Source organism: Silvibacterium sp., from assembly GCF_047605705.1.
GTDB lineage: Bacteria > Acidobacteriota > Terriglobia > Terriglobales > Acidobacteriaceae > Silvibacterium.
The window spans coordinates 1-26,701 of the sequence record NZ_JASGFD010000005.1 but is presented as its reverse complement, the minus strand read 5'-3'; the positions used below and the strand labels follow the sequence as shown (position 1 = coordinate 26,701).

General features: G+C 62.3%; 22 protein-coding genes. 19 read left to right on the top strand and 3 right to left on the bottom strand.

The window, feature by feature from the left end; genetic code table 11:
* Positions 1-315: 315 nt before the first annotated feature.
* The 10 genes from purH to QM649_RS02895 all read left to right on the top strand — a co-directional run bounded on the left by purH (position 316) and on the right by QM649_RS02895 (position 14,885).
* Positions 316-1,899 (top strand): bifunctional phosphoribosylaminoimidazolecarboxamide formyltransferase/IMP cyclohydrolase, encoded by a 1,584-nt coding sequence (gene purH / locus QM649_RS02940; protein WP_415197514.1) that lies wholly within the window; start codon positions 316-318, stop codon positions 1,897-1,899.
* Between the two features lie 392 nt (positions 1,900-2,291).
* The gene (locus QM649_RS02935) at positions 2,292-4,427 is read left to right on the top strand and encodes a tetratricopeptide repeat protein (RefSeq protein ID WP_415197513.1); all 2,136 of its coding nucleotides are present in this window, start codon (positions 2,292-2,294) and stop codon (positions 4,425-4,427) included.
* 58 nt (positions 4,428-4,485) lie between these two features.
* Positions 4,486-5,643 (top strand): dGTP triphosphohydrolase, encoded by a 1,158-nt coding sequence (gene dgt, locus QM649_RS02930; RefSeq protein WP_415197512.1) that lies wholly within the window; start codon positions 4,486-4,488, stop codon positions 5,641-5,643.
* Positions 5,644-5,900: 257 nt separating this feature from the next.
* Positions 5,901-7,310 (top strand): trigger factor, encoded by a 1,410-nt coding sequence (tig, locus tag QM649_RS02925; protein WP_415197511.1) that lies wholly within the window; start codon positions 5,901-5,903, stop codon positions 7,308-7,310.
* An 85-nt stretch (positions 7,311-7,395) separates the two neighbouring features.
* Complete coding sequence (gene clpP, locus QM649_RS02920) at positions 7,396-7,986, top strand: ATP-dependent Clp endopeptidase proteolytic subunit ClpP (RefSeq protein WP_415197510.1); 591 nt, start codon at positions 7,396-7,398, stop codon at positions 7,984-7,986.
* Positions 7,987-8,017: 31 nt separating this feature from the next.
* Positions 8,018-9,295, top strand: coding sequence for an ATP-dependent Clp protease ATP-binding subunit ClpX (clpX, locus tag QM649_RS02915; protein WP_415197509.1), 1,278 nt, complete (start codon positions 8,018-8,020; stop codon positions 9,293-9,295).
* 258 nt (positions 9,296-9,553) lie between these two features.
* Positions 9,554-11,920, top strand: a complete 2,367-nt coding sequence (gene lon / locus QM649_RS02910; protein ID WP_415197598.1) for an endopeptidase La — start codon at positions 9,554-9,556, stop codon at positions 11,918-11,920.
* Between the two features lie 385 nt (positions 11,921-12,305).
* A complete protein-coding gene (locus QM649_RS02905; RefSeq protein ID WP_415197508.1) occupies positions 12,306-13,913 on the top strand; it encodes a diguanylate cyclase in 1,608 nt (535 codons plus the stop codon).
* Positions 13,914-14,047: 134 nt separating this feature from the next.
* Positions 14,048-14,398, top strand: a complete 351-nt coding sequence (locus tag QM649_RS02900) for an ArsR/SmtB family transcription factor (RefSeq protein WP_415197507.1) — start codon at positions 14,048-14,050, stop codon at positions 14,396-14,398.
* Positions 14,376-14,885, top strand: coding sequence for an SRPBCC family protein (locus QM649_RS02895; protein ID WP_415197506.1), 510 nt, complete (start codon positions 14,376-14,378; stop codon positions 14,883-14,885). The genes QM649_RS02900 and QM649_RS02895 overlap by 23 nt, the downstream gene beginning before the upstream one ends.
* A gap of 154 nt (positions 14,886-15,039) precedes the next feature.
* On the opposite strand, the gene QM649_RS02890 is transcribed toward QM649_RS02895, so the two are convergent.
* The gene (locus tag QM649_RS02890) at positions 15,040-16,188 is read right to left on the bottom strand and encodes a VWA domain-containing protein (protein WP_415197505.1); all 1,149 of its coding nucleotides are present in this window, start codon (positions 16,186-16,188) and stop codon (positions 15,040-15,042) included.
* On the bottom strand, positions 16,172-17,260 hold the full coding sequence (locus QM649_RS02885) for a VWA domain-containing protein (RefSeq protein WP_415197504.1): 1,089 nt from the start codon (positions 17,258-17,260) through the stop codon (positions 16,172-16,174). Before QM649_RS02885 ends, QM649_RS02890 begins: the two co-directional genes overlap by 17 nt.
* A 307-nt stretch (positions 17,261-17,567) precedes the next feature.
* Between QM649_RS02885 and QM649_RS02880 the strand changes: the two genes are divergently transcribed.
* The 9 genes from QM649_RS02880 (at position 17,568) to QM649_RS02840 (ending at position 26,014) form a co-directional block, all read left to right on the top strand.
* Positions 17,568-18,914: a DUF1015 domain-containing protein gene (locus QM649_RS02880; RefSeq protein ID WP_415197503.1), complete on the top strand. Its 1,347-nt coding sequence runs from the start codon at positions 17,568-17,570 to the stop codon at positions 18,912-18,914.
* Positions 18,901-19,656, top strand: a complete 756-nt coding sequence (locus QM649_RS02875; RefSeq protein ID WP_415197502.1) for an N-acetylmuramoyl-L-alanine amidase family protein — start codon at positions 18,901-18,903, stop codon at positions 19,654-19,656. The genes QM649_RS02880 and QM649_RS02875 overlap by 14 nt, the downstream gene beginning before the upstream one ends.
* Positions 19,653-20,378, top strand: a complete 726-nt coding sequence (locus QM649_RS02870) for a GerMN domain-containing protein (RefSeq protein WP_415197501.1) — start codon at positions 19,653-19,655, stop codon at positions 20,376-20,378. Before QM649_RS02875 ends, QM649_RS02870 begins: the two co-directional genes overlap by 4 nt.
* Positions 20,379-20,388: 10 nt before the next feature.
* The gene (murI, locus tag QM649_RS02865; RefSeq protein ID WP_415197500.1) at positions 20,389-21,192 is read left to right on the top strand and encodes a glutamate racemase; all 804 of its coding nucleotides are present in this window, start codon (positions 20,389-20,391) and stop codon (positions 21,190-21,192) included.
* Between the two features lie 88 nt (positions 21,193-21,280).
* Positions 21,281-21,829: a DUF1572 domain-containing protein gene (locus QM649_RS02860; protein WP_415197499.1), complete on the top strand. Its 549-nt coding sequence runs from the start codon at positions 21,281-21,283 to the stop codon at positions 21,827-21,829.
* A gap of 120 nt (positions 21,830-21,949) precedes the next feature.
* Positions 21,950-22,717: an enoyl-ACP reductase gene (locus QM649_RS02855; RefSeq protein ID WP_415197498.1), complete on the top strand. Its 768-nt coding sequence runs from the start codon at positions 21,950-21,952 to the stop codon at positions 22,715-22,717.
* Between the two features lie 65 nt (positions 22,718-22,782).
* Positions 22,783-23,670, top strand: coding sequence for a M28 family peptidase (locus QM649_RS02850; RefSeq protein WP_415197497.1), 888 nt, complete (start codon positions 22,783-22,785; stop codon positions 23,668-23,670).
* A 163-nt stretch (positions 23,671-23,833) separates the two neighbouring features.
* Positions 23,834-24,652 carry a M28 family peptidase gene (locus tag QM649_RS02845; RefSeq protein WP_415197496.1) on the top strand — a complete coding sequence of 273 codons (819 nt, stop codon included), beginning with the start codon at positions 23,834-23,836 and terminating at the stop codon, positions 24,650-24,652.
* Positions 24,653-24,691: 39 nt separating this feature from the next.
* Positions 24,692-26,014 carry an isoaspartyl peptidase/L-asparaginase gene (locus QM649_RS02840; RefSeq protein ID WP_415197495.1) on the top strand — a complete coding sequence of 441 codons (1,323 nt, stop codon included), beginning with the start codon at positions 24,692-24,694 and terminating at the stop codon, positions 26,012-26,014.
* A gap of 493 nt (positions 26,015-26,507) precedes the next feature.
* On the opposite strand, the gene QM649_RS02835 is transcribed toward QM649_RS02840, so the two are convergent.
* A partial coding sequence (locus tag QM649_RS02835) for a hypothetical protein (protein WP_415197494.1) occupies positions 26,508-26,701 on the bottom strand: 194 nt, incomplete at its 5' end.

The window sequence follows — 26,701 nt, the reverse complement described above, 5'->3', positions numbered from 1 at the left end:
CGTAACAGGCTCCATTTCTAGTCCTGCGTCCCGCTCTACGTTTTGGACTTTTTCGATCGCGCGAAGAACACCGAACTGAACGACAGAACAATCGCTACTGCCGCACCGATGATGACTGCCAGCCAGGCTGCCACGTCGCCCTCCGTCCTGATTCTGATGCTCTCCGTCAGGTTCCTGATGATCATAGCGCGGCCATTTCAGACCGTGACGTCGCCGCCTCCCGACATCGGATGCGCCGCCCTCACTTACCCGCTACACTGAAGGGTTGTCGTTATCTCTGCGGTCATCATGACTGCATCCAGGAGCAGTACCCTCTTGAGCACCGTTACGCCCGGCATCAAGCCCATCAAGCGCGCCCTCCTCAGCGTTACCGACAAGACCGGCCTCGTCGCCTTCGCCCAGCAGCTCGAAGCCCATGGCGTCGAGCTGGTTTCGACCGGCGGCACGGCCCGCACCCTGCGTGAGGCAGGACTCAAGGTTCTCGACATCTCCGACCTCACCGGCTTCCCCGAGATGCTCGACGGCCGCGTGAAGACCCTGCATCCCAAGGTCCACGGCGGCATCCTGCACATCCGCGGCAACGCCGAGCACCGCGCCGCTGTCGAAGAGCACGGCATCCAGCCCATCGACATGGTCGTCGTGAACCTCTACGCCTTCGAAAAGACCGCGGCCAATCCCAAGGCGTCCTTCGAGCACCTCATCGAAAATATCGATATCGGCGGTCCGTCGATGGTCCGCTCCGCGGCCAAGAACTTCGACGACGTCGCCATCGTCACCGCGGCGTCTGATTACGAAGCACTCTCCGAGGAGCTGAAGTCGACCGGCGGCCTCTCGCGCGCGACCCGCTGGAAGCTGGCCAGGACGGCCTTCGCCGTGACCGCGGCTTATGACACCGCCATCGCCAACGCCCTCGAGCGCGTCGACTCCGCAGAGCAGCCGGAAGCCCCGGTCCACTTCTCCGACGCTGAGTTCCCCAAGGCGCTGCGCATCAACTATCCCCTGCAGATGAGCCTGCGCTACGGTGAGAACCCGCACCAGAACGCCGCCCTCTACAGCGATGGCACCGCGACCGGCGTCGCCGGCTGCACCCAGCTCCAGGGCAAGGAGCTCAGCTATAACAACCTCGTCGATCTCGATGCCTGCTGGGAGCTGGCGCAGGAATTCGACAAGCCCGGCGTGGCCATCATCAAGCACACCAACCCGTGCGGCGCGGCCACCGGCGCAACCATCCTTGAGGCCTACCAGAAGGCCCTCGAAGCCGATCCCATCTCCGCCTTCGGCGGCGTGATCGGCATCAACCGCGAGGTGGATGAAGCCGCAGCCGAGGAAATCGCCAAGCTCTTCGTCGAGGCCATCGCCGCCCCGTCCTTCTCCGAAGGCGCAAAGGCCCGCTTTGCCGCCAAGAAGAACCTGCGCCTGGTTGAAGTCCGGCCCTCGGCGACCGCCCGCGTCGTCAAGCAGGTCTCCGGCGGACTGCTCCTGCAGGATGCCGACCGCGGCTACGTGAATGCCGAAGACCTGAAGGTCGTCACCGCCCGCAAGCCCACCGAAGACGAGCTCGAGGCGCTGCTCTTCGCCTGGCGTGTCTGCAAGCACGTCAAGTCCAATGCCATCGTCTACTCGAAAAACGGTCAGCTGCTCGCCGCCGGGGCCGGACAGACCAGTCGAGTCGACGCCGCCAAGTTCGGCGCGATGAAGGCCGTGCTGCCGCTCAAAGGCTGCGTGGCCGCTTCGGACGCCTTCTTCCCCTTCCCCGACGGTCTCGAAGTCGTCGTCTCCGCTGGAGCCACGGCCGTGATCCAGCCGGGAGGCTCGGTCAAGGACTCCGAGGTCATCGCCGCCGCCGACAAGCTGGGCATCGCGATGGTCTTCACCGGCATGCGCCACTTCCGCCACTAAACTGCTGCGGGGGACTGGCCGTCCAGGCCTTCCCCCTTCGGCACCCCGCTCCCGCTGGTCGCGCATCAGCGGGAGCATCGAAACCCGGCGGTTAGGGACAATATCGAATCCAGGCTCCCATTTGGGAGGAAAAGTACAACCCCTGCTCCGGCAGGGGTTTGTAATTTCCAAAGAAACTCCCTATCCCCGCCTCTCCATCGCCGTTTCCAGCCACCAACCCCAACCGGGTTACAATCGTCTTAAATTGGGAGCATGCCTGGGTCGAGGACCGGGTGACCGGAGCCAGCAGGCCACAGACACGCCGCAGTACCGCTTTGCCGTACTCTTTGCCAGCGCCGCACATCTTATCGCACCGGTCGGCCGTCTATCCGACACAGGAAGTTCCAGCCATCATGACCAGCAAGCCGCGCCGTCCCTCTCTCTGCCGCATCGCCAGCCTCGCTCTTGCCACGTTTGCCCTGGGCTCCGCAGCCTTCGCCCAGGCTCCGGCGCAGTCCGGACCGGCGTCAGCGACCCCGGCCACGCCCCCTGCTCAGAATTCCGCCGATGCCGGCCAGCAGGCCGATCGCGCCCAGGCTTACTACCACTACATGCTCGCCCACGAATACGAAGAGCTGGCCATGACCACCGGCCGCTCCGAGTACGCCACGCGCGCCGGCGAAGAGTACAAGCTCGCCCTCAATAACGATCCCGGTTCTAAATTCCTGAACAACGGCCTCGCCGAGCTTTACTACCGCACCGGCCGCATCCGCGACGCCATCTCGGCCGCGCAGGACCAGATCAAGAAGGATCCGAAGAACCTCGAGGCCCACAAGCTCCTCGGCAACATCTATCTGCGCACGCTGAGCGACGGCCAGCAGAACAGTGCCTCCGACGAAATCCTCAAGCTCGCCATCGACGAATACAACACCATCGTCCAGCTCGAGCCCAACTCCGTCGAAGATCACCTCCTCCTTGGCCAGCTTTATTCCTTCGCGCACGATTCCGTGCACGCCGAGCAGCAGTTCGATGCCGCCAAGAAGATCGATCCCAGCTCTGAGGAGACGGCTCTCAGCCTTGCCCGCCTCTATGCCGAGCAGGGAGACACCAAGCGCGCCATCTCGATCCTGAACCAGGTGCCGCCGGAAGACCGTACCGCGAAGACCGAGTTCCTCCTCGGCGCGACCTACGAGCACGATAAGGACACGAAGGACGCCATCGCCGCCTACCAGCGGGCCGTCGATCTCGATCCCGACAGCCTCGACGCCGAGCGCGCCCTCGCCAAGCTGCTGCTGGCCGATAACCAGCTCACGCCTGCGCTGAAGGCATTCCAGGATGTCGCCGCGGGCGATCCCAGTGATCCCGAAGCGCTGCTGCGCATCTCCGAGATCCAGCGCCGGCAGGGTCATTATGAAGACGCCCTCGCCACGCTGAAGAAGGCCAAGGCCCTGGCCCCGGATTCCATCGAGATTTCCTTCCAGGAAGGCCTGCTGGACGATACGCTTGGCCGCTTCGACGAAGCCATCGCCATCTTCGAAAAGCTGACCGCCGACTCCGAGCACACCTCCGGCCAGTACTCCGAGCCGGAGAAGAACAACCATGCGCTCTTCCTCGAGCGGCTGGCCATCATCTACGGCGAAGCCAACCAGACCGAAAAGGCTGCTGCCACCTGGCAGAAGCTGGCCGACCTCGGCACGGCATTCTCCGACCAGGCGTATGAGTCCGAAGTGGACGCCTATCGTGACGGTCACGAATACGACAAGGCCACGCAGGTCGCCCGCGATGCCGTCGCCAAGGACCCCTCGAACCGCGCCCGCAAGCTGATGCTCGCAACGCAGCTCGCCGACAACGGCAAGGCCGACGAAGGCATCACGCTCGCCAAGTCGCTGCTCTCGAAGCAGCCCAGCGACCTGGAAGTGTATCGCGCGCTGGCGACCATTTACACCCGCCTCCGCAAGTGGAAGGACGCAGCCCAGGCCATCGATGAGGCCGAGCAGCTTTCCACCAAGCCGGACGACAAGCTCTACGTCCATTTCCTGCGGGGCGTGCTCTACGAGCGGCAGAAGCAGTTCGCCCCGGCCGAGGCGGAATTCCGCCAGGTGCTGGTCATCGATCCGAAGAACTCGATGACCCTGAACTACCTCGGCTACATGCTCGCCGACCACGACATGAAGCTCGACGAAGCTCTGAGCATGATCCAGAAGGCCGTCGAACTCGACCCTCAGAATTATGCCTATCTCGATTCGCTTGGCTGGGCCTATTTCAAGCTCGGCAAGTACAACCAGGCTGAGGATGATCTCCGTCGCGCCGTCTCACGCAACGCCACCGATGCGACTGTCCATGACCATCTCGGCGAGCTTTATGAGAAGACCGGCCGCCTGAAGCTGGCCGCCTCGCAGTGGGAGGAGTCGCTGAACGATTACTCGCACACACTGCCGGCGGACATCGATCCGGGCGACGTCGACAAGGTGCAGAAACGCCTCGATAACGCGCGGGTCCGGCTTGCCCGGGAAGGCTACACGCCCGACAACACCGCGAAGCAGCAGTAACCCGGCGAGCCCCCATAGAGCATGGACGGCGTCCACGGGCTCCCATGAGCGCTAACCCATGACCGCGACCAGCACTGATCCCATCCACCGGCTGCCGCCCGCCTGCGCGGTCCCCAACGAGGGGCCGCTCAGCGAGCGGCAGCATCCGGAACCGCCCCATTCCTACCGGCCATCCTTCGACCGCGACCGCGCGCGCATCATCCATGCCCGCGCCTTTCGCCGCCTTGCCGGGAAGACGCAGGTCTTCACCCATCGCTCCTCCGACCACTTCCGCAGCCGGCTGACGCACACCATGGAGGTAGCGCAGATCGCGCGCACCGTCGCCGCCACGCTCGGCCTCAACGAGCCGCTGGCCGAGTCGTTAGCCCTGGTGCATGACATCGGACATCCGCCCTTCGGCCACACCGGCGAGCACGCGCTCGACCGCGCCCTGCGTCCCTACGGCCTGCGCTTCGACCACAATCTCCACGCCCTGCGCATCGTCGAGTATTTCGAGACTCGCTACGCCGAGTTCCGCGGCCTCAATCTCACCCTGGCCGTCCGCGAAGGCATCATCAAGCACTCCCGCGATTACTCTGCTGCCGACCATCCTGAGCTCGCGGAGTACTTCCTCGACCTGCGTCCTCCGCTCGAAGCCCAGCTTATCGACGTGGTGGACGAAATTGCCTATCTCACCGCCGATCTCGACGACGGCCTCGAGGCTGAAATCCTTTCCCTCGAGGAGGTCATCGCCCACGTCGGGCTTTTCCGCCAGTTCTGGGAGCCGATGCAGGCAAAGTATCCCGACACCCGCGACAAGCTGGTCTTCAACGAAGCCCTCAAGCGCATGCTCAACGCGCTGGTTGGCGATCTGATCGCCGAGACCGCCCGCCGCGTCGAGGCCGCCGGTGCGCTCTCGCTGGATGCAATCCGCCACCATCCCGAGCGGCTGGCTTCTCTCTCCCCTGAGATCGAGGCCCAGCGCGCCGAGGCGAAGGCCTTCCTCGCCGAACGCCTCTACCGCTCCCCGGAGCTGGCCGAGGGCCGCTCCGAAGCCGAGAAAGTGGTTGCCACGCTCTTCCAGGCCTGGGTGGAGGAACCTTCCCGGATGCCCCCCGGCCAACTGCCCGACGTCGAGACCGAGGGCGCGCCTCGGGCCGTAGCCGACTACATCGCCGGCATGACCGACCTCTACATCCTCGGCCGCTATGAGGAATTCCTCGATTCCACCCAATAAAGCAGTCCCTCACCCTTTGCTATTCCAATCGAAGCGGCCAAAGGCCGCTCCGGAAGGGCGAAATGAGGCTCCAATCCGGATCGCGGCTGGCGGGAGCGGGGGCCAAAGGCGGCTGCCTGGACGGCAGGTCCACTTGCTGCCCGGACGGAAGCTCCGTACCATAAGTAGAAGCGTCCACCGCTGCGTCTTCGCCGGGGGTTCCGGCCCGCTCGAACGCACGCAAACCATCTGGACGGACACATCTGGAAGGCAATACGTTGAGCACAACTGACACTGTCGACACCAACACGAACGCCGCGGAAGCCACGGCGGAAGCGCACGATCACGCTCACCACGACCACGATCATGATCATGACCACGCGCACCACGATCACGCGCACAATCATGGCCCGGCCCTGAATCCCGAACTCACCCGCGAGGTCGAAGTCGAGATTCCCGCCGACGAAGTTTCGAAGGCCTTCCGCACCGTCGTCAAGCGCTACCAGAAGCAGGCGCGCATCCCCGGCTTCCGCGCCGGCAAGGTGCCCGAGACGCTGATCAAGAGCCGCTTCAACGATGGCATCCGCCAGGACGTGGTCGAGTCCGTGCTGCCGACGCACTTCCGCACCGCCATCGAAGCGCAGGGCATCCAGCCCATCTCGCAGCCCCAGGTCACCGAGCTCGAGCTCGAGGACGGCAAGCCGCTCAAGTTCAAGGCTGTCTTTGAGGTCATGCCGGAGATCAACCTCGACGGCTACCAGGACATCAAGGTGGAAAAGTCCACCGCCGAGCTGACCGAAGAAGAGTTCACCGCCGAACTCAACCGCGTAATCGATTCGCGCTCGACCCTCGAGCCGGTCGAAGAAGAGCGCGAGCTCGCGGACGGCGACTTTGCCGTCATCAGCTTCAAGGGTCAAATCCAGGGTGAGGAAGCCGCCGCTGCCGGCGAGCAGCCCATCGAAGGCACCGACGTGCCAGTCGAAGTAGGCGGTGAGAACACCCTCGCAGCCTTCAACGACGCTCTCCGCGGCGCCAAGCCCGGCCAGGAGCTCAAGCTCGAAGTGGCCTACCCGGCTGAGTTCGGCGATCGCCGCCTCGCGGGCAAGACCGTCTCCTACGAAGTCGAAGTGAAGGGCATCAAGAAGAAGATCGCACCCGAGCTGAACGACGAATTCGCCAAGGAACTCGGCGAGTACGAAGGCATTGAGGACTTCAAGACCAAGCTGCGTGAGCACCTCGCGAACGACAAGGACCGCCGCGCCAAGGCCGAGACCCGCGACAAGCTGGCCGAAGCCCTGATCGCGAAGTACACCTTCCCGATCCCCGAGGCTCTGGTGCAGAACCAGGTCGATGCCCGTCTCGACCGCGGCCTGCGCGCTCTGGCGCAGCAGGGCATGAACCCCGAGGACATGCGCAAGCTCGACTTCGCGCGTCTCCGCGAGGCGCAGCGTGACTCGGCTGTGAACGAAGTGAAGGCCACGCTGATCTTCGACAAAATTGCTTCACTTGAGAATGTCGAAGCCTCCGATGACGAGCTCGAAAACGAGCTTCAGCTCATCTCTCTGCAGACCCGCGAGCCCCTCGAAACGCTTCGTGAACGTTTGACGAATGATGGGTCGCTGGCTAGAATTCGTGAACAACTACGCAGGGAAAAGACAGGAAATCTGCTCTACGAGCGGCTTGCTTAAACGCAGATTTCTGGCCTGCGGAGAGCGCGATCTTCGCAGGCTGTAACGTCACTCCATCGCGGAAGGATTGAGAGTAAGGCTGGATATGGCACTCGTACCCATGGTCATCGAGCAGACGAGTCGCGGCGAACGCGCCTACGACATTTATTCCCGTCTGCTTCGCGATAACATCATCTTCCTTGGCACGCCCATCGACGACCAGATCGCCAACCTCGTGATCGCCCAGATGCTCTTTCTCTCGGGCGAAGATCCGGAAAAAGACATCCAGCTTTACATCAACTCCCCGGGCGGCTCCATCACCGCGGGACTCGCCATCTACGACACGATGCAGTACATCAAGAACAACGTGGTGACCTTCTGCATCGGTCAGGCCGCCAGCATGGGCGCATTCCTGCTCATGGCCGGCACGGCGGGCAAGCGTTTTGCTCTGCCCAACTCGCGTATCCTCATCCATCAGCCGTCGATGGGCGGGCTCTCGGGCCAGGCCACCGATATCGACATTCACGCGCGTGAAATCCTGCGCATCCGTGAAATCACCAACACTCTGATGTCGAAGCACACGGGCCAGTCGCTCGAGCGTATCGAACGCGACGTGGAACGCGATTTCATCATGAACGCCCCCCAGGCCAAGGAATACGGCATTATCGATGAAATCATCGATCGGCCGCGTACCTAGGTTTACTCAGGCAAGTTGAAGGAGCTGAAGCATGAAAACGCGCACGGGTTCGGACGACACTCTCCGTTGCTCGTTCTGCCATAAATCGCAGGACGCAGTCGCCAAGCTGATTTCTTCGCCAAGCGATTATCCACGCGCGTATATATGCGACGAGTGCGTCGCGGTCTGTAACTCGATCCTCGAGGACGACCGCGGCGAGGCTCCTGCAGGTGCGGCTCCCGCCCACCTGCCCAAGCCTCTTGAAGTCAAGGCATTCCTCGACGAGTACGTCATCGGCCAGGAGACCACCAAGAAGAAGCTCGCCGTCGCGGTCTACAACCATTACAAGCGCATCCAAATGAACCGGACGCGCGGCAATGATGTGGAACTCGCGAAGTCGAACATCCTCCTGGTCGGTCCCACCGGCAGCGGCAAGACGCTGCTGGCGCACACGCTGGCCAAGATGCTCGATGTGCCCTTCGCCATCGTGGACGCGACCACGCTCACGGAAGCCGGTTACGTCGGCGAAGATGTCGAGAACATCATTCTCAAGCTGCTCCAGGCCGCGGATGGCGATGTCGCCCGCGCCCAGACCGGCATTATCTATATCGACGAAATCGACAAGATCGGCCGCAAGGACGAGAATCCGTCGATCACCCGCGATGTCTCAGGCGAGGGCGTGCAGCAGGCCCTGCTGAAGATCCTCGAGGGCACTGTCGCCAACGTGCCTCCGCAGGGTGGACGCAAGCACCCGCACCAGGAGTTCACGCCGGTCGACACCACGAATATCCTCTTCATCTGCGGCGGCGCTTTCGTCGGACTCGAGCGTGTCGTCGGACGCCGCGTCGGCAAGAAGGCACTCGGCTTCAAGGCCATCGCAGAAAAGGATGCCGCGGGCGATGCCACGATCCGCAATCAGCGCGACGCGGAACTGCTTCGCCAGGCAGAGCCGCAGGATCTGATCCGCTTCGGCCTCATTCCCGAGTTTGTGGGACGTCTGCCCGTGCTCGGCATCCTCGACGAACTCGATGAAGTCGCGCTGGTGGAGATTCTTACCAAGCCCCGCAACGCCATCCTGAAGCAGTACCAGCGCCTCTTCGAGTACGAGGGCGTCAAGGTCGCCTTCAGCGAAGATGCGACGAAGGCCATCGCGCAGGAAGCGCTTGCGCGCAAGGTCGGCGCACGCGGTCTCCGCATGATCCTCGAAGAGCTGATGCTGGACCTGATGTACCACCTGCCCAGCAACAAGAAGATCAAGGAACTCGAAATCACAGCGGAAATGGTGAAGAACCGCGATCTCTCCGTTTCCCTGCTGGAAAAAGCCGGTTGACGTACAACTTCAAGACAGACGGTTACTTAATGGAGGCGGGCCCCACCAGGCTCGCCTCCATTTGTTTTCATCCCACACAGTTCTGCGCCGCGCATGCTCCTTTCGAGGTAACCGAAGTTCAAACGCCGCGAGACGGAATGCGTTAAAGTTCATCTAACAAGGAACAGAGAAAGGGATCCTGTGACTCAGCCAAAAGAACCCCGCGATAAAAAGGACCCGATCGGCAGCCGTCATGCGAACGATGTACGCAAGCTGCCCATGATGCCCATTCGCGACATGGTCATCTTCCCGCACATGATGACGCCCTTCGTAGTCGGTCGTGAATCGAGCGTGCGTGCCCTTGAAGAAGCGCTGAACGGCGACCGGAAGATATTCCTCGCCACACAGCACGATGCGCGCATGGACGAGCCGCGCGCCGAGGACATCTTCTCCGTCGGCACCATCGGCAACATCGTGCAGAGCGTAAAGATGCCCGACGGCAACATCAAGGTGCTGGTCGAAGGTCTGGAGCGTGCCCGCGCCGTCGAGATGAACGACTCCGATGGCTTCTTTGTCGCCACCTTGCAGACCGGTTCCGCCGAGCTCGAAAACACGCCGGAAGTTGAACAGCTTGTGCAGCGCGTGGTCTCGCTCTTCGAGCAGTACGTCAAGCTGCAGCAGTCCCTGAACTACGAGACCATGATCGCCGCCGTCCGCACGGACGAGCCCGCGAAGGTCGCAGACACCATCGCCGCAAATCTGCAGCTCGAGATCCCCGAGAAGCAGGCCATCCTCGATGTCTTCGATCCCGCGGAGCGCCTTACTGTAGTCGCTGCCGTACTCGAGCTCGAAATCGAAAAGCTCAACATGGATCGCAATATCCAGTCGCGCGTAAAGCGGCAGATGGAGAAAGCGCAGAAAGAGTACTACCTCAACGAGAAGATCAAGGCCATCCAGAAGGAACTGGGACGCGGCGAAAAGAGCGAGTTCGACGATCTGAAGAAGAAGATCGAATCCGCCGGCATGCCCAAGGATGTCTTCGACAAGGCGATCCAGGAGCTGAAGAAGCTCGAAGCCATGCCTCCGATGTCGGCCGAGTCGACTGTCTCGCGCAACTACCTCGACTGGCTGCTGGCTGTGCCGTGGAAGAAGAAGTCGAAGGAGACGCGCAGTATCGATCACGCCGAGAAAGTGCTCAACGCCGACCACTACGGCCTTGAGAAGATCAAAGAACGCATTCTCGAGTTCCTCGCCGTGCGCCAGCTTGTCAAAAACCCCAAGGGCTCCATCCTCTGCTTCGTCGGACCTCCGGGCGTCGGCAAGACCTCGCTCGGCATGTCGATCGCCAAGGCCACCGGCCGCAAGTTTGTTCGCATGTCACTCGGCGGCGTGCGCGACGAGGCCGAGATCCGTGGCCATCGCCGCACCTACATCGGCGCGTTGCCCGGTCAGATCATCCAGTCGATGAAGAAGGCCGGCACAAAGAACCCGGTCTTCCTGCTCGATGAAGTCGACAAGATGGCCTCGGACTTCCGCGGCGATCCGGCCTCGGCGCTGCTCGAAGTTCTCGATCCTGAGCAGAACACCTCGTTCCAGGATCATTATCTCGACGTCGAATACGATCTTTCGCAGGTGCTCTTCGTCGCCACCGCGAACGTGATGCATACCATCCCCGGCCCGCTGCAGGACCGTATGGAGATCCTCCGCCTGCACGGCTACACCGAGGTGGAAAAGCTCGAGATCGCCAAGCAGTACCTGCTCAAGAAGGCGCGCGAGAACACCGGCCTCAGCGAGAAGAACATCACTTTCACCGAAGATGCGCTGACCGAAATCATCCGCAGCTACACGCGCGAAGCCGGCGTCCGCAACCTCGAACGCGAAATCGGCAACGTCTGCCGCAAGGTAGCGCGCCGCGTCGTGAAGTCCGGTGCGAAGTACAAGGAAACCATCACCGGCGACAATGTAAAGGACTTCCTCGGCGTGCCGCGCTTCCGCGACTCCGCCGTGCATGAGAAGAACGAAATCGGCCTGGTCAACGGCCTGGCCTGGACCGAGGTCGGCGGCAGCATCCTGCAGACCGAGGTGCAGATTCTCGATGGCAAGGGCAAGCTCACCACCACCGGCCAGCTCGGCGACGTGATGACGGAATCGGCGCAGGCTGCGCTCTCCTACATCCGCAGCCGTGCGCACCATCTCGGCCTGCCCAAGGACTTTTACCGCAACATCGACATCCACATTCACGTTCCTGAAGGCGCGGTGCCCAAGGATGGTCCGTCCGCTGGCGTCACGCTGGCCACGGCGCTCGCCTCGGCGCTCACCCGCATCCCCGTGCGCCGCGACGTTGCCATGACCGGCGAAGTCACGCTGCGCGGCAAGGTGCTGCCCATCGGCGGCCTTAAGGAGAAGCTGCTGGCAGCTCACCGCGCCGGCATCTTCGAAGCAATCCTGCCGGAGGAAAACCGCAAAGACCTGGCCGATCTGCCTGAGAACCTCAAGTCCGCGATGAAGCTGAACTTTGTCGATTCAATGGACGAGGTGCTCAAGCTCGCGCTTGCCTCACCGCTGCCGGAAATCAAGGAAGACACACCTGAAGTTCTGGCCAGCGTGCCTCCTCCGCCTACGGCCGAACGCCGCGCACACCAGTAACTTCCATCTAAGGAAAAGAACGCAAGAGAAAGGGACGTCCACTCCACGGACGCCCCTTTCTTATTTCCCGACATACGAACAGAGACGAGACAGGCTCCATCTCTCCATAAGTGCTCGCCTGCTCTCTTTCCTATTGGCTTCCTCATAGCGCCATCTTTTTCGCTGTTTTCAGGAAACATCCTGAAGTACACTTTAGTCACCTGAGCGGGCCCCTCGACTTACATCACAGGTTGCGAGCCCGCATTGATTTTTCTCAGCTTCTGGACCGAAATTTGTAGTCAAGCACTGGCTCTTGACCTAACTTGTGCCGCTAGCGCCATCCAATCCGCTTCCTGCTCGAACACGCGCCATCCCGCTTCTTTTGCTTGCGGCTTTGGGAACCTGCTTGTGCATCGGCGCAGCCGGCTGGCTGCACTATAGCGCGGCCGTTCGCCTCGACGACTCCCGGGACTGGATCGAGCACTCGCAGAATGTACTCTTCACCCTGCAATCGCTCAGCCAGCGTGTCGATCGCATCGAAGCAGCCCTGCGCATTCACAAGCTGAACCCTTCCATGGAAGAGCTGAGAATCGCCTCTTCCAACCAGGTCAACTTCAATACCGATGTCGTCCACCTGCGTTCGCTGGTGGGGGACAATCCCGAGCAGGCCGCACAGATTCCGTCCCTGGCCAGCTGCTCGACTTCGCTCGCTCAGCTCATCAGCAGCATCGACCAGGATGCGCACGCTCTGATTCCCGACATCCAGCAGTGCCGTGAGGTGCTGGGCTCGCTCGGCGAGATCGAAAAGGAGCAGCTCAACAAACGCACCGAGGTCGCCCGCAAAGGCTCCACGCGCAGCCTGGAGCTGAGCGTCACGGTGACAGCGCTCTCCATCGCTGTAGTACTCACGCTCTTCGGCTTCCTCCTGCGCGACACCATCCGCCGCCGCAGCGACGAATTCCAGCTCTACGAAGCAAACGAGAAGCTTAACTCGACGATCCGCGCCCTCGAGCGCCAGGCCCGCGAGTCTGCGCTGATAACGAGCTTCCGCGACGAACTGCAGCTGTGCATCAAGCCGATCCAGACCCAGCAATGCGCGGCACGCTACTTCGATCAACTGCTGCCCGGCACCTCCGGCAGCATTCACATGATCAATAACTCCCGGCATGTCGTCGAGGCCACCTCTGCCTGGGGAAATCTCTCCTCTGTCACGGAGAGCTTTCCTCTCGATGGCTGCTGCGGCCTGCGCTCCGGACGCCCGCGCTGGCGCAAGCCCTCGCGCTCCGAGGTGCACTGCGGCCACTTTGCCGGCACCCCGCCGGAATGCTATCTCTGCATGCCCCTGGCCGCCTATGGCGACACGCTGGGCTGTGTGGTGATCGAGTGCTCGTCGACAGGCATCGCTGCCATGGTCGACGCCAAGATGAGCCGCTTGCAGGAACTGGTCGAGCTCACCTCCATCTCCATCGCCGGCCTGAACCTGCGCAGCCGCCTCGAACACCAGTCGATCCGCGACGGACTCACCGGGCTCTTCAACCGGCACTTCATGGAGATTGCCCTCGACCGCGAGATTGATCGCGCCACGCGCCAGAAGAAGTCCGTCGCCATCCTCATGTTTGACCTCGACCACTTCAAGGAGTTCAACGACACCTACGGCCACGAGGCAGGCGACGCCATCCTCAAGGAGATCAGCACCGCGCTGCGGGATGCGGTGCGCGGTGAGGACATCATCTGCCGTTACGGCGGAGAAGAACTCGTGGCCATCATGCCGGAACTTACGCTCAACGCCGCAATGGATTGGGCCGAGACCCTGCGCAGCATGGTGAACAGCATCCACGTCCGCAACCGCGGGGAGCTTCTCCGGGACATCAGCATGTCCGTCGGCGTAGCCGTCTTCCCGCAACACGGAGAGCGCGCCGAGGACGTCATGCGGGCTGCCGACCGGGCACTCTACGAAGCGAAGCATCGCGGACGCAACTGCGTCGTTCCCGCCGAAGCACTGCTGCTCTCCTAAGCTCACACTTCCGCTCTCACCGAAGCGCACGCGATCCGTCGCGCAGGCATGCACGACCGGAAATCAGGAAACAAAAATCTCGAACGGCGAAGATTCCCATTGACATTCGACGACCAATACACAACCATACGGTTGTGGATAAATTGAGTGAGGCGTTCGCGGCTTTATCCGATCCAACCCGGCGCGCGATGGTCGAACGACTCGCCCGCGGTCCCGCCTCCGTGCGTGGCCTGACGGAACCGTTCGCACTCTCGCAGCAGATGATTTCCAAGCATGTTGCCTTCCTGGTGCGGGCCAGGATTGTGGTCAAGGAAAAGCATGGACGAGAGAGTATCTGCACACTTAGACCAGAGGCGATAAAAACAGTCAGTGACTGGGCAATCAGCTATCGCCAATTCTGGGAAGAGAGCTTCGACAAGCTGGAGGTCGTTGTCAATCAAATGAAAAAAGCGGAGGTGAGAGATGACAGGAAAGACGGTGAATGAAACAGAGCGGATGGTTGTCACACGGGTGTTCGATGCCCCACGCGAACTCGTCTGGAAGGCGTGGACCGACCCGAAATATGTCATGCAGTGGTGGGGACCGAAGGGCTTTACCTCGCCTCACTGTCAGATCGATTTTCGCGTGGGAGGGAAATTTCTCTGCTCCATGAGAACGCCGGACGGGCAGGAGTTCTGGAATGGCGGCGAATACCACGAGATCGTTCTGCACGAGAAGATCGTTTCCTCCATGTACTTTTCCGACTCGAAGGGAAACAAGATTGATCCCGCGGAGCTGGGAATAGAGCATGAGGCCATCGAGGATGCGTACGACGTGACCCTCTTTGAAGATTTGGGAAATGGCCAGACGCGACTCACCTTCATTGGAAATGAGCCTATGGAGAGCGCCAAGAATAGCGGTCAGCTCGAGGGCTGGAACCAGATACTCGACAAAATTGCCGAGGTCCTTGCGGAGCTGGTGCAGACGAATTAACAACTTGCACCTCGACGATCCTCTCGCGCGAACTCGTGAAATTGAAGTTCGCGCGAGAAGGAAAGGCAGGCTAATTCGGCGATCCAACCTGTGCCGCGGAGGCGCAGTGGCTATGCGCTTTTCGTCACCGGCTGCAACGAGCAATGAATCGGCTCTAGTTCGTTCCAGCCGGCTTCGCCGTCGTCTGATTCGCCTTCGGATAGTACCCGCTGCGTGTGCGCACGATGAGCTTTCCATGCCCCTGGGCATGCGCATCGACGCGGATCGTCCGGTACGCGCCGCCGCCCTCTTCCGGCGAGCGTGTCGAGTGGTAGCCGATGGTGTACTGGTTGCGGATATCCCGCGCTACCTCGGCGGCAATCTCATCCACCTCGCCGAGCGAACGCGGAAAGAAGGCAAGCCCACCGGTATCGTCCGACAGCAGTTGCAGAGCGCGGCGAGCGCGCTTCGATTCGCGGCCGCCGCTGTCTTCCCCGAAAAGAAGACCGATGGAGTAGACGATCGGTCCCTGCAGCTGCTGCACGCGGCGGATCGTCTGCTCGATCGTCAGGCTCGAAGCGTTATCCTCGCCGTCCGTGATCACCAGCAACACCTGCTTCGACCGCTTCGCGGACTTCGCCATCTGGTCGGCCGAGGCCACCACTGCGTCATAGAGCGCGGTGCCGCCCTTCGAGTCGATATGCGAAAGCCCTTCGCGCAGCTTGTCCAGGTTGGAGGTAAAGTCCTGGTCGATGAAGGCTTCGTCGGAGAAGTTCACGATGAAGGCTTCGTCCTCGGGGTTCGAGGCCTTCACCAGATCGAGAGCCGCGTTGTTCACCGCCGCGCGCTTGTCCCGCATCGAGCCGGAGTTGTCGACGAGGATGCCCATCGAGACCGGTATGTCCTGATGCTGGAAGCTGGCGATGGTCTGGGGCACGTTGTCTTCCCAGATCTTGAAATCGTCCTTGCTCAGGTCGGTTACCAGCCGCCGGTTCTCATCGAGAACCGTGGCATTCAGCACCACCTCGTCCACCGTGCGGGTGAGCGTGTAGCCGTGGCTTCCCTTCTCCACATCCTGTGCGGACTGCCGCGCCGCCCCGGGATTTTCCGGGCTCACGCCGAGGTTGTCCACCGCATCCGGAGAGGTCACGGGGTCGCGATCCTCGTTGAGCGGAGCCTGAGTCTCCGGCCGCAGTACGGGGCGCGTAGGCGTAGAAGTAGCGGCAGGCTGCTGGCTCGGTGCAGCCGTCTGGCTGTAGCCGGCAAGCGGGGCAAGAGCGAAAAGGAGCAGAGCGGAGACAATCCGATTACTGCAAAGGCGCATAGTATCCATTGCGGGCGTGAACCGTAAGTGGAGGCAGCCCGGAAGGTGGCACCAGCCTCACCTTCACTTTACGCCACTTGCCATCCCGTTTCTCGTCACTTGGACGATACCCCAGCACGTACTCGTGCCGCAGCTCAGAGCTGATCTTTGTCGCCACGTCGCCCATCTCGGTGATGTCGTCCACCCGGAAGAGCCGGCCACCCGTCTCATTGCTGATGTCGTTCAGCAGCATCGGCCCAAGCCGCTCCTCGGTGGTAGCCGCATAGGGATCGAAGATTCCGATCGAATAAATCTGCACGCCGCTCTCGCGAATCACCGAGCGCACCTCGCCCTCGGTATAGCGGCTGCGGTTGTCGCCGCCGTCCGAGACCACCAGCAGCGCCTTGCGTTCGTACCTCGCCTGCTTCATCTTGACCATGCCAAAGTAGATGGCATCGAGCAGCGCGGTGCGATGTCCGGGCTTCACCATGCTCAGCCGTGCCTCAACTTCATCCGTCGACTGCGTAAAGTCCTCGATCAGCTCCGGCCGGTCATTGAAGCCCACCACAAAAAATTCATCCTGCGGATTCGAGGTCTTCATGAACTGCAAAATCGAGTCGCGGGCGCGGAGCACCTTGTTCGCCATGCTTCCGCTCAGGTCGAAGATGACCCCGATCGACACCGGCACATCGTCCGAAGAAAAGCTCTTGAGCGTCTCAAGGTGATTGTCCTCGTAAAGAAAGAAGTTCTCTTTATCGAGGCCGGTCACCAGCCGGTTCATCGGATCGGTCACGGTAAGCGGCACCAGCACCAGGTTCACATCCACGCGGATGCGCTCGCCACCGCGGGCCTTCAACGCAGCGCTTCCCTCTACGGGCGCAGGCTCCTTGGATGGGGGCGGAGGAGGCGCATCGACGTGTACCGTGCCGAGAGGATTTTCCTGTGCCATCGCGGGCAGAGCAATGCAGGAAAGCAGAAGCAGACCGGCGGCCAGGGTCCGCATCAGCACATGCTTTCGTTTTGCCGCGAAGAACAGGAAGTGGAATCGCCGGGGACGAAGACAAAAGAAATCAGAGGTCAGGGTAATCGCCATGGAGAGCCGCCCGCCCCTCGTGAGCCCGGTCTCCGCGACTCCCAGCCAGCGGGTTCTCAAGCAAGGTTGTGCAGCATCCTAGCACGCCGTCACCACCTGTATTCCTGCCGCTTTTGTGGGGTGAAAGACGCCGGTGCAATCCTGGGAGACGGTTTTACCGGCATCCCAAAGAGAAATGGATGAGCGAAATCCGGTTTTCCCCTGATTTACAATCGTCCAGAACATTCCGGGACCCCGAGGCGTATCAGGAAGCCTGCGCGTTCCAGCCAGCCCATCAGCCATTCACCAGGAGCTCGACCCTCACCGCATGGCCCGTATTTACCCCTTTCGAGCCCTTCGCTACAGCCCGTTCCAGGTTCGCCTCGCCGACGTCGTCACCCAGCCCTACGACAAGATCACGCCCGCGCTGCAGGAGTCCTATTACCAGCGCAGCCCCTACAACCTGGTACGCATCGAACTCGGCCTGCCCGAACTGTTCGATCAAACAGGCCCCGGGAACACAGGCGCGGACATCTATACCCGCGCGGCCGGCGACTTCACGGCATGGCGCAACAACGGCATCCTCGCTCGGGAAAATGAGCCCTCGATCTTCGCCTACGCGCAGCGCTTTGCCCTGCCCGGACAGCCCGAAACAATCATCGAGCGCCGCGGACTCATCGCCCTCGGCCACCTGCATGACTACGCCGAGAAGATCGTCTTCCGCCACGAGCAGACGCTGGCCAAGCCCAAGAGTGATCGCATGAACCTGCTGCGTGCCACCCGCGCGCACTTCGGCCAGCTCTTCATGCTCTACTCCGATCCGGCCAACACCATCGAGAACCTGATCTTCACCGAAGGCGCGGCCCCGGAGATGGAAGTCACCGACGATTACGGCGTCGAGCACCGGGTGTGGCGCATCTCCGACCCCGCCGTGATCCGCATGGTCGTCGCCGAAATGGCCGACAGAAAGCTCATCATCGCCGACGGGCACCATCGCTACGAGACCGCGCTGGCATACGCGCAGGAGCACGCCGCAACTGCGAACACCGCGCCGCACGAGTCGTCGCCGAATGCGCTGCCGCATCCGCCCTATCCCGAAGCCGCCGCGATGATGACCTTCGTCAACATGGACAGCGAAGGGCTGGTTATCCTGCCCACGCATCGCGTCGTCCACAGCCTCGCAAATTTCGAGCCGTCTGCATTTTTCGCAGCTGCCGAGCGTCATTTCGATGTGCAACCACTCGCAGAAACCGATGCCGCCGCTCTGCAGCAGCATCTCGAACAATCGCCGGAGAAGACCGCCTTCATTGCGATCACCGCGAACGGCCCCGCCCTGCTGACGCAGAAACCGGGCGGGAGCACGAACACCCTCGACGGGCATTCCACCCGCCAGCAGCAGCTCGATGTCGTGCGGCTGCACACGCTCGTACTCGGAGACCTCCTCGGCCTGACGCCGGAGGCCATCCGTAATCAGTCCCACCTGCGCTATCTGCGTGACGCGGACGAAGCCATCGCGCAGGTTCGCGGCGGACAGGCGAACATCGCATTCCTCGTGCGCCCTGTCACGCTCGAACAGCTACGCGAGGTGGCTTTTGCGGGCGAAGTCATGCCGCAGAAGTCCACCGACTTCTATCCCAAACTCCTGAGCGGGCTCACGATCTATGCGCTGGACTAGCCCTCTCTTAACCCTAGTTCTGCCTGCGTTCGCCGCTGCCCCGGCTTTCGCCCAGACGCCGCAGCAGAGCGCCCCTCAACAAGTCACCGTCCAGACGGCCACGCCCGCGCCTTCGATTCCCGCAGCGCTGCCCACGCCTGTCACACCGCGCTTCGTCGTCGTTCTCGATGCAGCGCACGGCGGCTCCGACACCGGCGCGCGCATCAGCAGCACGCTGCTCGAAAAGAGCGTCACGCTGAACTTCTCCGTGTGGCTGCGATCTGCACTTGCCGCGCGCGGCATCGGCGTGGTGACCACGCGCGAATCCGACAGCGACTTCTCTTCAACCGCCCGCGCCACGGCAGCCAATGGAGCGCAGGCTGCGGCCTGCCTGCTGATCCACGCGACGGCCACCGGCAGCGGCGTGCATCTTTACACCTCGTCGCTCGCGCCCGCACAGGCGACGAAGTTCCTCCCCTGGCAGACCGCACAGGCCGCCTACGTCACGCAGAGCCTCAAGCTCTCCTCCGAGATCGATTCCGCGCTCGCGCACGCCGAGGTGCCGGTGACACTGGGCCGCACCTCGCTCCAGCCAATGGACAGCTTCGCCTGCCCCACCGTCGCGCTCGAGATTGCTCCGCTGCAGCAGGGCGCGACCACGCACTACAAGGCGCTCACCGACATCAGCTACCAGAAGTCGATCATCGACGCGCTGGCCGCTGCGCTCGGCCAGTGGAAGAACGACTGGAGACAGCAGCCGTGATCTCCCGCGCGCAACGCATTCTCTTCCTCTGCATGCTGATCGCCGTAGTGGTGATGGCGACCATCCTCATTCGCCTGCGCGAGCGCGCCCAGGACCGCTTCCACGCGCTGGAGATCGACGTCCCCACGGTCGAGCCTGCGAGCGCGGCGCCGGAGTCCATCGCGCTGCTCATGCCCAATGACACCGACGGCTCACTCGTCGAGATACACCGCACCCTGCCCATGCCGCAGGATGAAAGCGCCCGCGCCCGCGTGCTGATCGAGACCCTGCTGCGCACCTTCCGCGAGCCCCATTCCACGCACCCCCTCGCTCCTTTGAGCTCGCAGTATGGCGGCAGCAGCACAGCCTCTTCCGCGCAACTCGAAGATGCGCTCGCGGCGCAGGATCTCGACGAGGTCTACCTCATGCCCATTCCGCAGGCGAAGGGCAGCACGCCGGTCAAGGGACAAATGGCGGTCATCGACTTCACCTCCGCCTTCACGGCTGCGCATCCCTCTGGCATCGAACCCGAGACGCTGACGCTGCTGGCCGTGCTCGGCACACTGCACGACAACCTGCCCGACATCACGCAGGTCCGCTTCCTCGTAGACGGTCATGTCAAGGACACGCTCGCCGGCCACGCCGACCTGACCCGCACCTATGTCGCCTCCGATACAGCGACCAGCATCTCGGGCGACAGCGCGGTCGAATCCACCTCCGGCGCAGGAGCCACCACACAGTGAGCGGCAAACAATGAACATCGGCGTCTTCGACTCCGGCTTTGGCGGGCTCACCGTCATGCGCGCTCTGCTGGAGCAGATCCCGCAGGCCGACTACATGTACCTCGGCGACACCGCGCGCCTCCCCTACGGCGCGAAGTCGCAGGCCACCGTAGCGCGCTACGCTGTTTCCAGTGCTCGCTTCTTAGTCGAGCAGGGCGCGGACTATCTCGTCATCGCCTGCAACACCGCCAGCGCGCTCGCCCTCGACGCCATCCGCGACGCAGTCCGCGTGCCCGTCCTCGGCGTCATCGAAACCGGCGCGAACGCAGCGCTCGCCAGCACCACGACCTCTGACGTTCTGGTGATGGCCACCGCCGCCACCGTCGAAAGCCACGCCTACCGCGACGCCTGCCATGAGCGCGGCCTGCGTGCCTGGGAGAAGGCCTGTCCGCTGCTGGTGCCGCTCGTCGAAGAAGGCTGGATCGACCACCCCGTCACCGAAGAAGTGCTGCGGATCTATCTTGACGAACTCGCGGCCGAGACGGCTGCGCAGAGCCTGAATCCCGATACGCTGGTCCTCGGTTGCACACACTATCCACTGCTGCGCCGCAACATCGAGCGCGCCGTGCCTGCGTCCATCCGCGTCATCGACTCGGCCGACGTCACCGCCGCGCAGGTCGCTGCGGCGATTCCCGCAGATGCGCTCGCCGGCCCCACAGGCGACCGCATCCGCCTCTTCTACGCGACGGACTCGGTCGCCAAATTCCGCCGCCTCGGCGCAGCCTTCCTCGGCCAGCCCATCGAGGAAGTCACGCTCATCGACTTAGGGGGCTGAAGGCTTTTAGGCGGCTCAATCCCGGGTGCCCCACGTCTCGCTTCTGAGACGTGGGAGGAAGCCACCTTTACGGGCATACACTGTCCGCATGGTTCTGCGCTTCACTACCTCGTATCTTGAAGACGCGATCTCGCTCTTCCGCTATTACAAGAAGCTCGGCGATCAGGCGATGGAACAGCTCACCGACGAGCAGCTCTTCCTCGCGCTCGATGACGAAACCAACTCCATCGCCGTCATCGTGAAGCACATGGCCGGCAACATGCTCTCGCGGTGGACCGACTTTCTGACCACGGATGGCGAGAAGCCGGATCGTAACCGTGACGGCGAATTCTGCGAGCCTCCGGCCACGCGCGCCGCGCTGCACGCCTGCTGGGAAGAAGGCTGGGCCTGCCTCTTCGGCGCCATCGAGCCGCTCACCGAAGCCGACCTTGCGCGCACCATCACCATCCGCGGCGAGGCACACAGCGTGATGCAGGCCATCAACCGCCAGCTCGCTCACTACCCGCACCACATAGGCCAGATTGTCCTGCTCGCCCGGCACATGGCCGGAGGCCAGTGGCGCACGCTCAGCGTGCCGCGCAACCGCTCACAGGAGTTCAACCGCCTGGTCGCAGCCGGAGAAGCCAGCCAGCGTTAGAGGAAGAGTCTTTTCCATGTATGCTGGTCCGCGACCAACGGGAGTGGGAGGCCGAAGGCGATCGCCTGGACGGCAAGTCCCGCTGGTATTCTGGATGGGTCTGGAGGAAACACCCGAGTTATGTTGAACCTGCAAGGAAAAGTCGCGGTCATCTTCGGCCTCGCCAACAAGCGCTCCATCGCCTGGGGCATCGCCCAGAAGCTGCATGAAGCCGGCGCCACGCTCGCCATCAGCTATCAGAACGAGCGCATGAAGTCCGAGGCTCACCAGCTCATCGTCGATCTGCCGGGCGCCGTGCCCTTTCAGTGCGATGTCTCCAATGATGCCGAGATCGACAGCGTCTTCGGGCAAATCAAGGAGAAGTTCGGCAAGGTCGACATCCTCATCCACTCCGTCGCTTACGCGCCGGCCGAAGATCTCAAGGGCGACTTCGTCAACACCTCGCGCGACGGCTTCCGCATTGCGCATGACGTCAGCGTCTACTCGTTGATCGCGCTCAGCCGCGCCGCCGCCCCGCTCATGCCCGAAGGCAGCAGCATCGTCACGCTCTCCTACTTCGGCGCCGAGAAGGTCGTGCCCGGCTACAACATCATGGGCGTGGCCAAGGCCTCACTCGAAGCGACAACCCGCTACCTCGCCTACGATCTCGGCAGGAAGCAGATCCGCGTCAACGCCATCTCCGCCGGCCCCATCAAGACGCTCGCAGGCCGCGGCGTGGGCAGCATGAGCGACATGCTGAAGGCGCACGCCGATCGCGCTCCCCTTCACCGCAACACCGATCAGCTCGAAGTAGGCGGCACCGCGGCCTTCCTCGCCTCTGACCTGGCCAGCGGCATCACCGGAGAAGTCATCTATGTCGACTCCGGCTACAGCATCATGGGCTTCTAAGCAGCATCGAGCCCGTTCGGAACACCGGCCCCGCGGCCGCAACTCCTGCGCCGCGGGGCATTCTTATGCCTGCATGGCTCTGGTATGCTGCCGCTTACCCCATGCGTACCCCGGCCCAGGCTCTTGTCCTGCTCTTCGCGTTTTCGGCTTCCGCCGTGCAGACAAGCCGTCCCGGACTCCTCTACTGGCAAAGCGATCCGAAGAACATCGACGCCATGGTGCATCACGTTCCGCAGGATGACCCCACCCGCCTCGAACAGCTCCGTCACACCTTCCACGAGCTGGAATGCCAGCCACCCGCGCTTCGTACAGAAGCACTCCCGCACGGCGCGAACCTGCTCTGCGCACTCCCCGGACAAAGCCCGCAGACCATCGTCATCGCTGCGCACTACCAACGCAAAGGCGAGGGGAAAAGCGCCATCGACGACTGGTCCGGCAGCATGCTGCTGCCCTTTCTTTATCACGCCCTTACCGCCCAGCCGCGCCGGTATACCTATCTCTTTATTGCCTTCGACGGAGAGAGCGGGGCCCAGGCGTGGATGCATAACCTGACCAGGGAGGAGCGCCGCAACCTGGACTTCATGGTCGCGTTGCATGCGCTCGGTACCGGGCCGCTGGCGTTCTATCTGAACCCAATGGATATGCCGGCTCCGCAAGGGCAGTCGGAGCTGGCCTCTGCTCTTATGTATGCGGCTCACGACTCCGGTGTGCCGACCCCGCAGCAGCGTGTGCCGCGACACAGCCCTCGCACGGACGACACCCGGCAGTTTCGCTACAACGATATTCCTGCGATTCTTCTCTACTCCGAAGGCGACGCTCATGCTCCCGTGCCCGGAAGCTCCCAGGACACTCCGGAGGCGATCGCAACCGGCTTCTACTACGACAGCTATCGCCTCCTCTGCACCTTTGTGACGGAACTCGACCAGCTTCCCTTGTCCCGGCGATCCCGGTAGCGCGAAGGGCGGTGCGTCAAGGTTCAGAGCCGACTCACGAACGGCAGAACTCCGGCTCCGTGTCTGCTATGCTGCCTCCAACCACCTCATGCGCATTCCGGCTTTGGCCCTTCTCTCGCTCATTTCTTTTGCGGCGCCGGCCGCCCCGCAGAAACATCCGGGCGTGCTCGTCTGGACGCTGCCGCAAAAGCGGGTGGACATGCTGGTCCATCACGTTCCGAAGGACAATGCCATACGGGTCGCCCAGCTCCGCCAGACCTTCCAGGATTTTCATTGCGAGTCGACGGATCTGCAGGAGCAAGCGCTGCTCTCCGGTCCCAATGTGCTCTGTACTCTGCCTGGGAACTCTCCTGAGGCCATCGTGATCGCTGCGCACTACCAGGTGGGCGAGACCGGGCAGGGCGCAGTCGAAAACTGGTCCGGCGCGACCATGCTCCCATTCCTCTATCACGCGCTGACCGCGCAGCCCCGGGAGCACACCTACATCTTCGCGGCCTTCGCAGGCGAGGCAGGAGCGCAGGCCTGGATGAACCGCCTCACCAAGAAGCAGCGGCATAACCTCACAGCCATGATCGCCCTGGATTCGCTCGGTCTCGGTCCCGCCGCCTTCTATCTACGCCCCGTCGAAAACCATCCCTCTACGCCGGAATTAGGCCTCGTCTCCCAGCTCGAGCTCGCCGCGCACGAATCCGGCCTGCCCGAGGCGCTTCAGGTAGTGCCCGGCAAATGGTTTCGGACCGACGATACTCGGCAGTTCCGCTTCAAGGGAGTGCCTTCCATTCTGATCCATTCCGTGGATGCCGCTCATTCCGACCTGCCCGGCTCCGCGGATGACACCGCAGCGGCCATCCAGAGTGACAGCTACTACGAGAACTATCGGCTTCTCTGCGGATTCGTCGCCGATCTCGATCAGGCGCCCAGCATCCAGCAAAACGATCCCGATCCACGCCGCTTCAGCATGCCTCCCAGTCCAACCTTTTGATTTTCTGGTTTTTGAGCCTTATCCCCCGCAGGAGTACAGATGACAACAAGACGTAATTTTCTTTCCATTGGAGCACTTACCGCTGCCGGACTCGGCCTGGGCACGCCGGTCTCTTTTGCCGACGAGATCCGGCCATCGCTTACCGCCGACCAGGTGCGCGCGCTGAAGCCACCCGCGAAGCCGATCATCGTTACCCGGGTAACCGGGGACCAGACCGTCGAAGAAGCCTACAAGATGCTGCTCGATGGTCAGGACACTCTCGACGCCATTCACCACGTCTGCCTCGGCCGCGAGAACGACCCCAACGACCATAGCGTCGGCTACGGCGGTCTGCCCAACGAGCAGGGAGTCGTCGAACTAGACTCCTGTTGTATGCACGGACCGTCCCGCCGCGCCGGCTCCGTCGCCGGTGTCCAGAACATCCGCAACGTCTGCCTGCTGGCCCGCAAAGTCTATGAGCACTCGGCCCACGTGATGATGGCCGCCAAGGGCGCCGAAGATTTCGCCGTCGATCTCGGCTTCAAGCGCGAAGACCTGCTCACCGAAGACGCGCGCCGCATCTGGATGCTCTGGAAGGAAAGCAACTCGCAAATGGACTGGTGGGGACCGGGCCTGCCCGATCCGGAGTGGAAGGATCCTTACGCCGACCGCCCCGCGCCCAAGCCCACCATGGACCTGCATGGCATGTCCGAAGAGCAGAAGAAAACCTCGGCGCTGGAGCCGTTACCTATCCCTGGCGGGAAAGTTCCCCGCCAGCCCACCGCCGAATGGCAGCCGGTGATCGCCGACCGCACCCGGAAGCTGCTGGCCATGGCTGCCGACCTGGGCATCGCTCCCGAGAAGCGCCTCTTCGCCGCGCAGCAGATCCTCTGGCCGACGACCGGCACCATCCATGTTTCTGCGGTGAACGCGAAAGGCGAGATGTCCGGCGCCACCACCACCTCGGGCCTTGCCTGGAAGCTGCCCGGCCGCATCGGCGACTCGCCGGTCATCGGCGCCGGCTGCTACACCGATCAGGACGTAGGCTCGGCTGGAGCCACCGGCACAGGCGAGGAGAACATCAAGATCGCCGGAGCCCACACCATCGTCGAACTCATGCGCCACGGCTATAGCCCCAAAGAGGCAGGCCTCGAAGCGCTGCGCCGCATCGTTCGTAACTACAACGGGGACATGCGCAAAATCCGCTATCTCGATATGGAGTTCTACATCGTCCGCAAGGATGGAGCCTATGCCGGCGTTTCACTCTGGAGCACAGGGGCCACCGGCCGGCCGCGCGAATTCGTAGTGCACGACGGCACCTTCCGCGTCGAGCCGTGTGCCTATCTTCTCGAAGGTACGATGACTATCTGGCCACCCCTATAACACGATCAGGATAGGCAATCCCGCAAAGGCGTAGCTTCGGCTACGCCTTTGCTGTTCCAAAATGAAACTAACGCGGGGCGCCCGACTTATAAGAAGTTATTAGTAAGTTCAGCATCCAGCCAGCTTTCTCACCCACCTATCCGACCTATCCTCCAACCCCTCCACGGAGTGTCGTCCTGATCCTGGCAAGTAGTTTGGCAGAACGAAACAAGCGCAACGGGAGCAAGCGTAGCCGCAGGCATATGCAACAATTTGTTGCACTTCATCCGGTCAAGCGCTTTCCCAACTGGCCAACATTTCGGCGCATTCTTTCGCTCTTCCAGCCATCTCATTACTTATCCAATAACTAGTAACTGACCCGTAAGATGCGCGGATACTCATTGGTGCAAACTTGCCCAATTTTCCAAAAGAGTTCCGCAAAAGTTGCAATTCACTACAACTTTCGGGGGTAAGCTCGTCTCAAGAAATTGCATCCGGCGTTGCCCCCGGACTCCTAGGAGATATCTCTCATGTCCAAAATGACTTCCGTCCTCGCTCTGGCTTCCTTTGCTCTTCCCTTCGCTTCGGCGATCGCCATGAGCCCGGCAACGCCGTCGCCCGTACCGCCTCCAGCCATCGCCTTCGCCAGCCCCGCGTCGCCTTCGCCGATCCCGCCGCCGGCCGTCGCCTTCGCCAGCCCTGCATCGC

Bases quoted from the DNA above. Each gene is read 5' to 3' on its own strand.
- QM649_RS02840 (WP_415197495.1), top strand. From the start codon at position 24,692: ATGACAACAAGACGTAATTTTCTTTCCATTGGAGCACTTACCGCTGCC.
- dgt (WP_415197512.1), top strand. From the start codon at position 4,486: ATGACCGCGACCAGCACTGATCCCATCCACCGGCTGCCGCCCGCCTGC.
- QM649_RS02855 (WP_415197498.1), top strand. From the start codon at position 21,950: ATGTTGAACCTGCAAGGAAAAGTCGCGGTCATCTTCGGCCTCGCCAAC.
- murI (WP_415197500.1), top strand. From the start codon at position 20,389: ATGAACATCGGCGTCTTCGACTCCGGCTTTGGCGGGCTCACCGTCATG.
- clpX (WP_415197509.1), top strand. From the start codon at position 8,018: ATGAAAACGCGCACGGGTTCGGACGACACTCTCCGTTGCTCGTTCTGC.
- QM649_RS02935 (WP_415197513.1), top strand. From the start codon at position 2,292: ATGACCAGCAAGCCGCGCCGTCCCTCTCTCTGCCGCATCGCCAGCCTC.
- QM649_RS02860 (WP_415197499.1), top strand. From the start codon at position 21,281: ATGGTTCTGCGCTTCACTACCTCGTATCTTGAAGACGCGATCTCGCTC.
- QM649_RS02880 (WP_415197503.1), top strand. From the start codon at position 17,568: ATGGCCCGTATTTACCCCTTTCGAGCCCTTCGCTACAGCCCGTTCCAG.
- QM649_RS02895 (WP_415197506.1), top strand. From the start codon at position 14,376: ATGACAGGAAAGACGGTGAATGAAACAGAGCGGATGGTTGTCACACGG.
- QM649_RS02890 (WP_415197505.1), bottom strand. From the start codon at position 16,188: ATGCGCCTTTGCAGTAATCGGATTGTCTCCGCTCTGCTCCTTTTCGCT.
- clpP (WP_415197510.1), top strand. From the start codon at position 7,396: ATGGCACTCGTACCCATGGTCATCGAGCAGACGAGTCGCGGCGAACGC.
- QM649_RS02850 (WP_415197497.1), top strand. From the start codon at position 22,783: ATGCCTGCATGGCTCTGGTATGCTGCCGCTTACCCCATGCGTACCCCG.
- QM649_RS02875 (WP_415197502.1), top strand. From the start codon at position 18,901: ATGCGCTGGACTAGCCCTCTCTTAACCCTAGTTCTGCCTGCGTTCGCC.
- lon (WP_415197598.1), top strand. From the start codon at position 9,554: ATGATGCCCATTCGCGACATGGTCATCTTCCCGCACATGATGACGCCC.
- QM649_RS02885 (WP_415197504.1), bottom strand. From the start codon at position 17,260: ATGGCGATTACCCTGACCTCTGATTTCTTTTGTCTTCGTCCCCGGCGA.